The organism is Methanobrevibacter sp. (genome assembly GCF_045120835.1).
GTDB lineage: Archaea > Methanobacteriota > Methanobacteria > Methanobacteriales > Methanobacteriaceae > Methanocatella.
The window spans coordinates 1-12641 of the sequence record NZ_JBGVFE010000023.1 but is presented as its reverse complement, the minus strand read 5'-3'; the positions used below and the strand labels follow the sequence as shown (position 1 = coordinate 12641).

At 35.2% G+C, this 12641-nt stretch carries 15 protein-coding genes and 1 tRNA gene; 7 read left to right on the top strand and 9 right to left on the bottom strand.

Translation table 11 applies throughout. From position 1 onward, the window contains the following. Positions 1-438 (top strand): RNA-guided endonuclease InsQ/TnpB family protein (locus ACJMLO_RS02300; protein ID WP_405293524.1); only part of this gene is annotated, 438 nt, incomplete at its 5' end. A 153-nt stretch (positions 439-591) separates the two neighbouring features. Here ACJMLO_RS02300 and ACJMLO_RS02295 read toward each other — a convergent pair. Next, positions 592-1305 carry a ThiF family adenylyltransferase gene (locus tag ACJMLO_RS02295; RefSeq protein WP_405293522.1) on the bottom strand — a complete coding sequence of 238 codons (714 nt, stop codon included), beginning with the start codon at positions 1303-1305 and terminating at the stop codon, positions 592-594. 89 nt (positions 1306-1394) lie between these two features. Between ACJMLO_RS02295 and ACJMLO_RS02290 the strand changes: the two genes are divergently transcribed. The 5 genes from ACJMLO_RS02290 (at position 1395) to ACJMLO_RS02270 (ending at position 6795) form a co-directional block, all read left to right on the top strand. Continuing rightward, positions 1395-1652: a TatD family hydrolase gene (locus ACJMLO_RS02290; RefSeq protein WP_405293520.1), complete on the top strand. Its 258-nt coding sequence runs from the start codon at positions 1395-1397 to the stop codon at positions 1650-1652. 40 nt (positions 1653-1692) lie between these two features. After that, positions 1693-2154 carry a hypothetical protein gene (locus ACJMLO_RS02285; RefSeq protein WP_405293518.1) on the top strand — a complete coding sequence of 154 codons (462 nt, stop codon included), beginning with the start codon at positions 1693-1695 and terminating at the stop codon, positions 2152-2154. A gap of 432 nt (positions 2155-2586) precedes the next feature. Beyond that, positions 2587-4785: a hypothetical protein gene (locus ACJMLO_RS02280; RefSeq protein ID WP_405293516.1), complete on the top strand. Its 2199-nt coding sequence runs from the start codon at positions 2587-2589 to the stop codon at positions 4783-4785. A 268-nt stretch (positions 4786-5053) separates the two neighbouring features. Then, positions 5054-5803, top strand: a complete 750-nt coding sequence (locus ACJMLO_RS02275) for a TatD family hydrolase (RefSeq protein WP_405293514.1) — start codon at positions 5054-5056, stop codon at positions 5801-5803. 221 nt (positions 5804-6024) lie between these two features. Continuing rightward, the gene (locus ACJMLO_RS02270; protein ID WP_405293512.1) at positions 6025-6795 is read left to right on the top strand and encodes a V4R domain-containing protein; all 771 of its coding nucleotides are present in this window, start codon (positions 6025-6027) and stop codon (positions 6793-6795) included. On the opposite strand, the gene cobI is transcribed toward ACJMLO_RS02270, so the two are convergent. Further along, positions 6792-7496: a precorrin-2 C(20)-methyltransferase gene (cobI, locus tag ACJMLO_RS02265; protein ID WP_405293510.1), complete on the bottom strand. Its 705-nt coding sequence runs from the start codon at positions 7494-7496 to the stop codon at positions 6792-6794. The two genes, ACJMLO_RS02270 and cobI, sit on opposite strands and share 4 nt — an antisense overlap. Before the next feature lie 84 nt (positions 7497-7580). Here cobI and ACJMLO_RS02260 point away from each other — a divergent pair, with 84 nt between their 5' ends. Further along, positions 7581-9410 carry a helicase C-terminal domain-containing protein gene (locus ACJMLO_RS02260; RefSeq protein ID WP_405293508.1) on the top strand — a complete coding sequence of 610 codons (1830 nt, stop codon included), beginning with the start codon at positions 7581-7583 and terminating at the stop codon, positions 9408-9410. Position 9411: 1 nt separating this feature from the next. Here ACJMLO_RS02260 and ACJMLO_RS02255 read toward each other — a convergent pair. The 7 genes from ACJMLO_RS02255 to ACJMLO_RS02225 all read right to left on the bottom strand — a co-directional run. Further along, a tRNA-Arg gene (locus tag ACJMLO_RS02255) sits at positions 9412-9485 on the bottom strand. Positions 9486-9504: 19 nt separating this feature from the next. Next, complete coding sequence (locus ACJMLO_RS02250) at positions 9505-10485, bottom strand: topoisomerase IV (RefSeq protein WP_405293506.1); 981 nt, start codon at positions 10483-10485, stop codon at positions 9505-9507. Between the two features lie 11 nt (positions 10486-10496). Continuing rightward, complete coding sequence (locus ACJMLO_RS02245; protein ID WP_405293504.1) at positions 10497-10805, bottom strand: transcription factor S; 309 nt, start codon at positions 10803-10805, stop codon at positions 10497-10499. Between the two features lie 63 nt (positions 10806-10868). After that, positions 10869-11285: an NUDIX domain-containing protein gene (locus ACJMLO_RS02240; RefSeq protein WP_405293502.1), complete on the bottom strand. Its 417-nt coding sequence runs from the start codon at positions 11283-11285 to the stop codon at positions 10869-10871. Between the two features lie 30 nt (positions 11286-11315). After that, positions 11316-11594 (bottom strand): DNA-directed RNA polymerase subunit L, encoded by a 279-nt coding sequence (locus tag ACJMLO_RS02235; protein ID WP_405293500.1) that lies wholly within the window; start codon positions 11592-11594, stop codon positions 11316-11318. Between the two features lie 13 nt (positions 11595-11607). Next, positions 11608-12177, bottom strand: a complete 570-nt coding sequence (locus ACJMLO_RS02230; RefSeq protein WP_405293498.1) for an exosome complex RNA-binding protein Csl4 — start codon at positions 12175-12177, stop codon at positions 11608-11610. An 86-nt stretch (positions 12178-12263) separates the two neighbouring features. Further along, positions 12264-12641, bottom strand: a 378-nt coding sequence (locus ACJMLO_RS02225; protein WP_405293496.1) for a diphthamide synthesis protein, incomplete at its 5' end; no start/stop codon positions are given.

The window sequence follows — 12641 nt, the reverse complement described above, 5'->3', positions numbered from 1 at the left end:
CTAAAAGCCGTAGAAAAACTACAAAAACTAGAACACAAAAGAAACGACATAATAAACGATTTTCATCACAAAATCAGCAAAAAACTAGTTACAGAATACGATATAATCGTAATGGAAAGCTTAAATATCAAAGGAATGCTAAAAAACCACAATATAAGTCCTGGAATTCATGATGCCGCATGGTATAAACTAAAACAAAAAATAAAATACAAAGCAGAATTATACGGTAAAACATTCATTGAAATCGACCAATGGTTCGCTTCCACAAAAACATGCCATAAATGCGGCTTTAAAAACAACGACATAACCTTAAAAGATAGAGAATGGAATTGCCCAAAATGCGGCACACAACACGAAAGAGACCACAATGCTGCAATCAATATCTTAAATGAAGGGTTAAAAACACTAAAAAAACAACCTAGGGGACCTGGGGGATAGCTTAGAATATTTCCATTCACAAGAATGGATTACCTAAGAATCTCTGACCTCCACAGGTCGGAGAGGTTCAAAGACTCAATTTTTTTAATTAATTCATTTCACAAATTATAAATATGCTCCAGTTTTGGGATGATTAAATTCGAATAGTATTATTTAAGCACCAATAATATCTTTAATCACTTCACCGGCAATTATGAGTCCTGCAACGGAAGGTACAAAAGAAACGCTGCCTTTCACTTTATATTTTTTATTATTTTTATTTATAGTACAGTCATTGGTGTTTATGGGCTGTTCTTTTGAATAGACCACTTTCAATTCTTCAATATTTCTTTTTCTCAAATCCTTTTTCATTATTCTTGCAAGCGGACACACTGATGTTTCAAAAATATCTGCAACTTCAAACATTGTAGGATCTAATTTGTTCCCGGTTCCCATTGATGAGATGACCGGAACGTCAAGCTCTTTACATTTGCAGATGATTGCAATCTTGGCCATTATCGTATCGACACAGTCAACGGCATATGACAAATCACCGGTAATGATGTCTATTTCGGAATCTGCCATGTAAAACTCCCTGTAAACTTCAACGTTTGCATCGGGATTGATTTTGAGGATTCTATCCTTCATCAAATCTATCTTATACTCACCGAGGGTGTCTGTTGTTGCAATCAATTGTCGGTTGATATTGCTTTCATCTATTCTGTCATAGTCTATTAAAATGAAGTTTCCTATTCCGCTTCTTGCAAGTCCTTCGCAGACAAACGAACCCACGCCTCCAAGACCAAAAACAGCTACTTTAGAATTTTTCAATTTCTCCATTCCATCATTTCCAACCAACATTTCGGTTCTTGAAAACTTTTCATCCATATGCTGCTCACCAAAAAATTTAATTTAATTATAATTAATATATAAATATTAGATAATTCAATATTAAAAATTTAATGCTAATGATTTTAATGATAATCGATACTCATTGTCATGTTTACAAAAGCGAAATGGAAAATGCCGAAGAGATTATAAGAAAATCCTTAAAGAATGATATTTTTTTAGAGACTGATTCATCGTATATGGCTCCGCAGGAAAAAAGAGACAAGAGCAATGTGCCGTTTAACTTGAAATATGTTATTCGGAAATTATGTGATGAATTTGGTTTAAGCGAAGAGGAAATTATTAAAACAACCACTGGAAATGCAAGGGTGTTATTCGGAATTTAACGTTTATTAATTATTATTAATTTTAGGAGGGGGTGAAAAAATGAATAATAAAATATTTGCAGTATTTATACTGTTAATTTTTGCAGCAAGCATAAGTGCAGTTTCCGCTTTTGATTTGGGAGACCTTTTCGGTGCTGGTGAAAATGAAACCGTTACAATTGGAGGATTTGACTTCAATATTCCGGCAGGTTATGATGAGGAATCTTCAAAATATTCCGATGATGTACTTAAACAACTGGAAAAATATGGTTTAAATGTCACTGGAAAAACTTATATGAAAGATTCAACCGGTGTTGGAATATTTGTTGCTAATTTCAGCGATTATGAACTGAGCGATGATGAAGTATTAGATATAATGGGTGGAAATGCAACTACAATTAAAAATGTGGATGGTTTACTTAACTTCGATGAGAGTTACGCTTTCAGTCATGTTAAGGACAACTGTCTTATAGTCATCACATCCACTGATAAAGATGTGATTGGTGATTTTATAATAGCTTAATTTAAGCTATTTTTTTTCTTTTTTTTAATTTTGATTATGACTTGTCTTATTAGATTTTAAATTTAATAAGTATATGCACGATTTATTTTGTTTTAAACGAATTGTTCCTATTTTGGGGTTTCTTTATATGAAATTAAGAGTTTTTAGTGATGAAAAGTCGATAAGTATCTCAACTATTTTACATGTTTTATACGAACAGTTTTAAGTTCGTAACTTCTGAAGGAGTAGCTTCGACCTTTTTAGCCCCATTCTTCTTTTTTTTATCAGTATTTTGCTTGTTTTATAATAAATAGTTTTTTCATTTGTTTTTAATCGTTTTTAAGATGCAAGTGAGCACTTACATTCGAAAATCTTTATATATTGTCTTTAAAATATACTAACATTGAAATGATGAGATTTTACTCAAAAATCAAATTTATGGAGGAAAATATCTTGAAAAAGTTCAACATTATCTGTTTATTGATGGCATGTGCACTAATTTTCGTTGCAATCTCATGCGTTAATGCGGCTGATGTAAACGATACAAGCATTAACGCTCACGATGACATCACAATGCAGGTAACCGATCATGCAAATACACCAATCAGCGAAAACGTTGAAGTAGAAAACAGTACAACAACCAGTATAACAGTAACTAACAACTACGAACACCCAGAAAACAAAATTTCAAATGAAAATACCGCAAACGATAATCCTACTATCCACAGTAGCGGCTCTATGACCGAATTGAAAAACCAATTAAAATTTATCAGAAGCGGAAGCACTTATACTTTCAATAAGGATTACAGTTTTGTCAAAGGCAAAGACATAATACATGCAATTGTCATTATGGGAAACAATGTGATTATCGACGGCAATGGTCACACCATTGATGGGAAATATCTGATGGATGGCTTTTACATAAGCGGAAATAACGTTACAATTAAAAATCTGACCATAATCCATTTTAAAAATAAGTTTAACAGCCCTATTTCTTGGACAGGAAACAACGGTGTTCTCAGCAATTGTAGAATCAATGAAAATTACGGATTCAATGGCGGAGCAATGGCATGGAGCGGAAAAAATGGAATCATCAGCAATTCCAACTTTATAAACAATACTGCTCAACAAATAGCCGGCGCAATCTATATCAAAGGGGAAAACATGACAGTGAAGGATTCAACATTCATTAACAGCACATCAAAAATAGTCGGTGAAGCTGTTTACGTGAATCCTATGGTTAAACAGTGGAAAGTTACAGGAAACTTCAATAACGTTTATGGAATTCTTGACGGCAAAAAAGTTAACATCAACATAGACTTTTTAAGCAAAAGCTTTGGAACCAGCCTCAATGAAAAGAGCATTGACATAATTCCTTTATTATTTAAAGCTTTAGTGACAGGCGACGTGAACTATCTGGACAGCAATACCCTCTTTTACGGCAGATACATTAACAACAATACCTACGAATTTGTTATCCACAGAATTTTTGAAAAAGGATCCAAATATAATGGGGTAATATATGAAAAGCATTTCACTTTCCAAAAAGTTAGCAGCAGAAACGACATTTTCAACATGCTTATCGCCAACCAAGGTCACATGAGCCAAATGCTAATCAAATCAGTGACAGTAAACAATGACAGCGATTATGTAACAGCATGCCACATAACCAGCAATGTTTTCAATAATGTCCTGAATCTGATACCTGCAAATGAAAGGGCGAATATCGTCAAATCATTAAACGTGAACTTTAAAGACAACATTACAATCCATTCAAAAGAAACATGGAATCCTGCTTCCACAGGCTTTGACGTGACAAACCTCAACGGACATCATTCCAAAGTTTACTGGAAATCTGATGATGACAGCGAAAACAAATTTTCAACACTTAAAGACGGCAAAATAATTTCCATATCCGATTTGCAGATTGATGGATTCAATACAGCAATTGAAAATTTAGGAGGTACCTACTACTTAAACAGGATCATACTCTCAAACAACAAGATGGACTACCTTATCGATAGGGATTGGGGCGCTGCAATCCTCAATACTGGTGAAGTATACTGCAACAACTGTTCATTCATAAACAACTATGCTAAAAACGGTGGTGCAATCTTCAATCAGGGCCGTTTGGAAATAAACAACTGTGGATTCCACAACAATTACGCCTATGGCGAAGGAGATAATATATGCAACGGAAAAGATGGGGTTGTTATAGTTGATGGAAAAGACTGCAGTAACGGAATTGGTGTTGTTCATTATGCCAAAAGCTTTAGCGCAACACAATCCAAATGGATAGCAATAGGAAGCACTATCCTAAGCATTGGGGCAGGCATTGCTGCAGGAGTCCTTACAGCAAATCCGGTTGCGGGCTTTGCAGTGGGCTTTGCAGTTGGTGCAGGAATAGGTGCTGTCGCTTCAGGAATCATCATAGAACATAAATTTGATGTGAACTATGATCGGGCAACACTTGCAGCAACCCTCATAATCAGTGATGCTTTAAGCGGAGGATTTGCAGGATACAGCGCAGGGTCAACAAGATTAGCCATGACTTCAGCCACATATGATGGAATGCATCCTGTCGCTAAAGGATTGGGAAACATAATAACTGGCTTTGTTCAAATGTGCGAATGCACCATAAATGAATCCTAATTCCTGATTGAATTGTCTGCAGAAATTAATATGTTAGTAGGAAATTCATAACTTCAAAAAAATCGAAATATATTAAATAAGGGTGTTGAAACACCCAATACTCTTTTTTTTTTAAAAGTAATGTCAGCGTAAAATAATTTTCGTTACAATATGTATTATCAACTATTAATCCTTTTAAGTCGATTTATCCGCTCACCAAAAAATTAATTTAATCTAATATATTATATATTATTGAAAAATAAAAACTTAATGTAATTGGGGATTTTTCATGTTAATAGATACGCATTGCCATATTTATAATAGTGAAATGGAAAATGCGGATGAAATAATAAAAAAGGCCGCAAAAAATGATATACATATTGTATTGAACGGCACTGACCCTCTAAGCAATAGGGAAGTGCTGGAGTTGTCGAAGCGATATGATAACGTCCATGCCGCTTTGGGATATTTTCATACCTTTGCAGATGAGATAACGGATGAAGACATTTTTTTATTGGATAAGCAGCTTAAAAACGATAATGTTATTGCGGTGGGCGAGATAGGCCTTGACTATTATCACAGAAAGGACAATAAGGACAAACAAAAGGAATTGTTTGAAAAAATGCTGGGCCTTGCGCAAAAACATGGTCTGCCTGCAATAGTCCATTCAAGAAAGTCAATGCAGGATACCTTCGATATATTGAAAAAGCATGGTGTGGCGGGATCCATGCATTGCTATCAGGGATCAGCTGAAATGGCCAAGGAATTTGTCAAGTTGGGGTTCTATATAGGAATAGGAGGGCCGATTACTCATATCAACAACAAGAAAGCAAGAAAAACCCTAAGACAAATCGGAATCAATCATATCCTTGTTGAAACTGATTCCCCATATCTGACTCCAGAAGAAAAGAGAGGAGAAATTAATACGCCGTTGAACTTAAAATATATAGTTGGAAAAATAGCCGAAGAGTTGGATATGAACGAAGATAAGGTCATGGACATAACTACAGAAAATGCAAAAGACCTGTTCAAAATATAATCCTTAATGTCGCTTTTGTATAAGAGTTTTTCCGATGCTTGTATTTATGTATACGAACTATTTTGTTTGCCTAATACGAACAGTTCGTATTTATTTTATCTTTAATTTTTTAATATGTTCAATTAATTACATTTTTTTTAAACAATTGGTTGTTTTTTGATTTTTAGTTACATTTATTAAGCAATAATTTATAATATTATTATTAGTATTGGGGGATATCTATGAACGAACAAAAACCAATTCAGATTTTTTCAAACATAAACGAAAACATCGGAGTCAATGTGGTAAAAAGTCCCGTCAAGTTAACCATTTTGGAAATGCTGAGGGACAGTGAAATGGAATTCGATGAAATCGTTAGCAATACAGGCAAATCAAAATCAACAGTTTCAGTACATCTAAAAAGTTTAAGAGAAAATGGAATCATTTCCTATAGGGTTCATCCTAAAGATAACAGAAAAAAGATTTTCTTTATTAATTCAAAATATTTGGGGTCTGTCAACATATCAGAGCCGAAAGAAATCGAGCAGACCCAATCCGATTACATCATCAAGAATATCATTGAGGATGATGCGGAATTTTCAACCTTATTGTTCCATACATTAAAGGCAATGCTCATTCAGGAAGGAGTAAATATAGATCCTATCTTGCAGTCTACCGGAAACAGTATAGGCAAATCCCTTTTTGACACATTATATGATGATGATTTAGATGTTTTCATGGCAAACATCTCTAATTTCTGGGAAAGGAAAGGTCTTGGCAGAATTACATTTAACGTTGGCCAGATTATTAAGGTTACCACATATGACTGCTTTGAATGCAAACTGCTCCCAAGAACCGGTAAGCCAGCATGCTTTTTGGACACCGGAATATTGGAAGGGCTATTTTCAGAATTCTTCAATATGCCGGTCAGCGTTATTGAAACCCAATGCTATACAATGGGTGATGAAAAGTGTGTGTTTGAGATTGAACCTCAACACATTAAAGCTTACTAATCATCTTCAAACTGTATGATGGTAGTTGTCAGGTAAGGTTTTTCGTGGGAAAATCCTTCAATTATCTTTTCATTTTCACGTGTACAGTTCTGCACGGAATATATTTCTTTAGGTCTATTTTTTTCTTCTATAGTTGATTCCAATTTGGATGTGTTTCTGGACGCTTTCATAAGCACAATCGAATCGCTGTATTCCAGAACTTCCTCCAGCCTGTCATCAATTTTAGGAACGATAGTTAAAATGTCATTCTGCTCTACAAGTGCCTTGTTTTTAGCGGCAGCACATGCGGTAAATGAGGTAATGCCTGGAATGGTTTCGATTTCATATCTGTCCATCAGTCTTTTCTGCACATATGAGTAGGTGCTGAAAATCGAAGTGTCTCCGAGGGTAATGAATGCAACGTCCCTTCCGCTATTGAGGTATTGGGCAATCATCTCGGATGCGCTATCCCATATTTTTTCCAGCTCATCTTTATCCTCAATCATTGGGAAAATAGGTTCTACAATCATTAATCTTTTATAATCCTTTCTTTCTTTAAGTACAGGTCTAACAATGGATAATGCAATACTTTCCTTTTCTTTTGAAGATTTTGGTGAAAATACTACCGGGACTGTTTTTAAAACTTTAGCTGCCTTTAGGGTCAATAGTTCTGTATCTCCGGGTCCAACACCAATTCCAATCAGTTTTCCTTTTTTTGTCATAAAATCACTTTTATATTCTAATTGCAATTTTGCAAAATGCTTGTCTACTAATTATTTATAGTCCTCTTGACTAATATATTTTTGATGTCAAATTCAATGTTTTGTCCGAATTGCGGAATGTTAAAAAGTAATTGTGTTTGTGGAAAATACAATGATAAAAAGCCTAAGGGTCCAACTAATTTGTTTAGTTTTTCCAGGCCCAAAAAATCATCTGTATTGGATGATGCAATCCCTGATGTCTATTCGGTTGACGATTATCAGCAGGATGAGGGAACTGCAGCATACTTAAAAGAAATCTATCCTCACATTGATGATGAGATAATCGTTAATTTTCCATTTAAGGAGCCTAGATTGGGTCAGCTGGAGATTATACAGGATATCAATGATGCAATCAAGAAAGGATACAAATATATTATTCTTGAGGCAGGAACCGGTACCGGCAAGTCAGCTATCGCTACAACCCTTGCCAAAATGTACGAGTCCGCATACATATTGACAATGACCAAGCAGCTGCAGTCCCAGTACTCGGATGAATTTGCCTTTCCGCTTGTCAAGGGAAGGGGGAATTTTGCCTGTCTGAATGAGAATCTGGAGACAACCTGTGATATGGGGGCATGCAAGACAACTCCAAGTTCCAAAAAGTTTTTCTGCCCTTATGGTGTTGCCAAAAATCCGACATTGGATGCGGAACTTGCATTTGAAGATTCGTTTGGAGGTACAGTATTTTACCAGTCCGATGCCCATTGCCATTATTGGAATCAAAAGGCCAATGCGGTAAACTCTCCAATCACCCTGATGAACTATGACTATGCAATTGTCGAGCTGAATTACGTAAAGCATTTCGGAACCCGTTCGCTGCTGATTTTAGACGAAGCCCATAACATTGAAAACAAGTTGATGTCAACAATGGAAGTTACCCTTTACAATAGGACACTTGAAAAGGACATAAACAAGGTAATGTCCGAATCCATATTGAATGATGGGGAACTTGAGGACTGGGTAATGGAAATTGATGCAATTCGGGATGCATATGATGAAATCGACCTTAAGGATGTAAGCAAAAACAAGGCGGACAGAATAAGGTCAACCATAGGCAGGCTCAAAACCCTTAAGGACAATCTTGAAAAGGAACCTAAGAATTGGGTCATTGACACTGATGAAACCAGCGTTTGCTTTAAGCCATTGAGAGTTCATCATTATGCCAAAGATAACCTGTTGAAATATGGGGATGTCGTAATCTTTATGAGCGCAACAATACTGTCCCATAAGATGTTTTCCAAATGGCTGGGCCTGAATCCCAATGAAGTATATCATATAAAAGTCGACAGTCCATTTTCAAAGGAAAAAAGACCGATCATTCTTGATTTGGCCGGGAAAATGTCTGCAAACAGAATTAAAAAGACAGCTCCAAAGACAATTCCGATTCTTCAGGAAATTCTTAAAAAGCATGAAGGCGAGAAAGGCTTGATACACACTCACAGCTACAAATGCCAGCAGTACATTACAAATAACCTTTATAATTCAAGGCTGGTTTCACATACCTCAAAAAACAGGGAACAAGTTTTGAATTTCTTTGAAAAGGATGAAAATCCATTGGTATTGGTTTCCCCTTCAATGAGTGAAGGTGTTGATCTGCCTTATGATAAGTGCAGATTCCAGGTAATCTATAAGATACCCTTCCCATATCTTGGCGACAAGCAGGTCAACATGAGAATGAAAAGGGACAAAAAGTGGTATGCCTATAAGACCGTAATGACACTTATGCAGGCTTACGGTCGTGGAATGAGGGCTGAAGATGATTACTGCTATACATATATCATTGACAGCGATATAAACATGCTGTTTAAAAGTCCAATGTATAGGTCATTGATTCCGGACTTTTTCAAAGAAGCAGTTGTAAGAATTAAAAAATAAGCGGACCTGGAGGGATTTGAACCCTCGATCTTGGGATCCGAAGTCCCACGTCATTCCTAACTAGACCACAGGCCCGGGATAAGAATAAATTTTTTTATTCATTTTTTTCTTTTGAATCAATAGAAATGATTGGCATATCTTCAATATCTTCGACTTCGGCAAAAATATCGTCAATTGATTCATTTTCAAGCTGTGCGTGCTCGTATTCAATTTCCTCGATTTCTTCAGCAGTCAATTCTTTTTGTTTTGGCCTTTTCTCTTTTGCACGAGGAATCTCTTCGACATCTTCTTCAACAGTTTTATCTTTTTTAGAATCAGTAGGTTTTTTAAGAGAAGTCTTCAAATCTTTAATATCAAATTCGCCAATTTTGTAAGAGTCCTTGTCTAGCGGAATATTGCTTTTAGGTATAGGTTTTGGGGATGGTGTTTCTTCAGGTGCTTTGTTTTCGTCTTTCTTTTCATCATCTATGGAATCAATATCCTTTGTAAGATTTTCAAATGGATTTTTAATATTGAACAATTTGTATATTCCATAAATCAATAATAATAATCCTACAATTAAGAAAATAACAAACATGAAACTAGTTTCACCTGCTACAACATTGTCCACGACTCTATCACTGCGTGATTGGAAGATAAATATGGATAGAACTATAAGTATTACTCCCAAAACTGAGCCTATAATGGCCAAAATTGGTCGACCTCTGATTTTAGCGTTGACGACATTGTCAAAGTTCTCGCTTATGTCTCCCATAAGTTCATCGTTGTATTCATCGTATTCATCATCGTTTTCGCTATCTTTGGCCTTTGGAGTTTTAATGATATATTCCTCATCAACTGGGTTTTCTTCTAAATTAACGGCGGCATCATCTTCGTCATCGGGACGATAGATAAATTCATCATCAATTTCCAATTCATCCTCTTCATCATCAACATGATGTTCATTAAGATAATCGATTAATTCGGAATCTTCTTCAATATCATCAAATTCAAAAGATTCCTCATCATCCTTGACGGTATCAATCATGTCTTTCAAATTGGAAATTCTATGCTCTTTTTCTTTAGAATCCTTCATAAGAAAACCTCTTAGTCATATTCTCTCCATTTATGCTTACATTTTTTGCATGTGAAAAAACGTGTAGGAGCTTCATCTGCACTACGAGTTTGTTTTAATTCATAAGTAGCTTTATCATGTCCACATTTAGGACAAATTTCAGTGATGCCTTCGCCCATATCAATATCTTCAACATATTTGACGGTTTCTTCAGCTTTGACATCTTCTGAAACTTTATATTCTTTGGCATCATCCAATTCATTTGAGTAACCGCATTTGTTACACTTTAAAACGCCATTGTTTGGAAGCATCATGGCCCCACATTCTGGACAAAATTCCATTTAACTCTCCCTCTAAGTAAATTTTTAAATATCTAATATTAAATTATATTTTTTTTAAGTTATTTAAATATTAACATTATTTATACAGTCTGTTATAATTTTTTCGTGGTCAAAAGCAAGTTCTAGTTCATCTAATTGGTCTTTTGAAAAAATTCCAATATCTTTAGCATCACTATCGGCTTTTTTGCTATTAAAATCGCCTTTGGCAGTATATGCGACAGTTACTGTATGGCCTCTTGGATCCCTGTCAGGTTCTGAGTAGACGTTAACCAGGCTCTTGAGTTCAACATCAATGCTTGTTTCCTCTTTCGCTTCTCTGATAGCGGCAGTTTCTACACTCTCACCATATTCAACAAATCCTCCAGGTAATGCCCAACAGTCCTTATAAGGTTCATTTCTCCTTTTAATTAAAATAAAATTCAATTCATCATCATAAATGAATATGTCTGCTGTCAGGGAAGGAGTTTTATATTCTGCCATTAAATCACATTAAAAATAAAAAAATGGAAGCTATAAAGCTTCGTCTAAAAGTTGTTTAAATTCAGAACTTTCCTTTTGTAACTCTTCAGCTGCTTTTTTCAATGCAGCTCTTGGTCTTTTCCCTCTTTTGGTCTTGATAGTCATTTGTGGTTTTCCGGTAAGAGGGTGATCGATATTGTAAACGGCATATTCAACGTCAGGGTCCTGCATAAGAATATGTCTTAAGGCGTTACAAACTCCGTGACTTTCATCCTTTACTTCAAAAGTGAGTTCTAAAGTTTTATCCTCGATTATTTCAAAATTTTCCATTTTATCAACCTAATTAATCATTAACATAGTTTTTAGAGACTTTACGTCTTTCTTTTTTATTACAAGTATTGCACTGAAGTTCATCTGTTTTTTGTGTAGTATGCATGTAATCTCTACAACGGGTACACATTGCCTTTAGGACTCCACAATCTTCATCTACAGTTCCTAAATCCACATTGTCTCCAGTTATTTTAACTACTTTTGCCTGGACAATGTCACCAATTCTAAAAGCATCAGATAATTTTTCTAAATAATCTTTTTTTGCTTGTGAAATGTGTATTGCTCCCATATAAGGAAGAGCCAGTGGTCTTCCATTATCTTTCATACATTCGATTTTAACGTTAGCTCTTTGAGGTTTGATGTCAGTTATTTGGCCATAAACAACATCTCCTAGTTTTAAAAGAGCGGGTTTTGCATCTGATTCAACAGAAATAACCTTCATTTTTTGATTAATTTTAACATTTCCAAGTACCGCTGATTTGATGTCGCCATTGTCATCATAAGTACCTTCCCCTGGCAAGTACTGTTCTATAATTCCTAATTTATCACCAGGCATCACGATTTTTTCTTCTTCTGTTTTCATATTAAAAATCACCAAAATAAAGATTTATAAAAATTTCTTTAATATTATAATTTTATTCATGTTTATATTTAAAAGTATTTGTAAAATCAACAATATCTTTCATGGAATAGAATCTCGTCCAATCGATAGTTTTCCCACTCCCGTTTATTTAAAACAATTTCAAGTTCCTGCGGGGTAAGCAATGGTTTTTCATACATTTGAGAATCATCAATGGCTATTCTAGGACATGCACTCACAACAAATGCATCCAATTCAAGATATGCAAGCAGCGCATCCGGTGTGACGTTATCAACCAGGATGATGAAGGCTTCCATTCCAGACTCTTCCAGTGTTTTTTTAATCTCCTTTGCAAGGCTCATTCTGTACTGTCCCTCTTTGGAGGATACTAGAATTCCCCATTTTTTTGCATTTCGCGCCTTTGTAATCCTTGCAAATCTAATTCTCAGGATTCTGTCTGCAAATTC

Coding starts and splice junctions, on each gene's coding strand:
- ACJMLO_RS02295 (WP_405293522.1), bottom strand. CDS start 1,305: ATGGATGAAAAGTTTTCAAGAACCGAAATGTTGGTTGGAAATGATGGA.
- ACJMLO_RS02290 (WP_405293520.1), top strand. CDS start 1,395: ATGATAATCGATACTCATTGTCATGTTTACAAAAGCGAAATGGAAAAT.
- ACJMLO_RS02285 (WP_405293518.1), top strand. CDS start 1,693: ATGAATAATAAAATATTTGCAGTATTTATACTGTTAATTTTTGCAGCA.
- ACJMLO_RS02275 (WP_405293514.1), top strand. CDS start 5,054: ATGTTAATAGATACGCATTGCCATATTTATAATAGTGAAATGGAAAAT.
- ACJMLO_RS02270 (WP_405293512.1), top strand. CDS start 6,025: ATGAACGAACAAAAACCAATTCAGATTTTTTCAAACATAAACGAAAAC.
- cobI (WP_405293510.1), bottom strand. CDS start 7,496: ATGACAAAAAAAGGAAAACTGATTGGAATTGGTGTTGGACCCGGAGAT.
- ACJMLO_RS02260 (WP_405293508.1), top strand. CDS start 7,581: ATGTCAAATTCAATGTTTTGTCCGAATTGCGGAATGTTAAAAAGTAAT.
- ACJMLO_RS02250 (WP_405293506.1), bottom strand. CDS start 10,485: ATGAAGGATTCTAAAGAAAAAGAGCATAGAATTTCCAATTTGAAAGAC.
- ACJMLO_RS02245 (WP_405293504.1), bottom strand. CDS start 10,805: ATGGAATTTTGTCCAGAATGTGGGGCCATGATGCTTCCAAACAATGGC.
- ACJMLO_RS02240 (WP_405293502.1), bottom strand. CDS start 11,285: ATGGCAGAATATAAAACTCCTTCCCTGACAGCAGACATATTCATTTAT.
- ACJMLO_RS02235 (WP_405293500.1), bottom strand. CDS start 11,594: ATGGAAAATTTTGAAATAATCGAGGATAAAACTTTAGAACTCACTTTT.
- ACJMLO_RS02230 (WP_405293498.1), bottom strand. CDS start 12,177: ATGAAAACAGAAGAAGAAAAAATCGTGATGCCTGGTGATAAATTAGGA.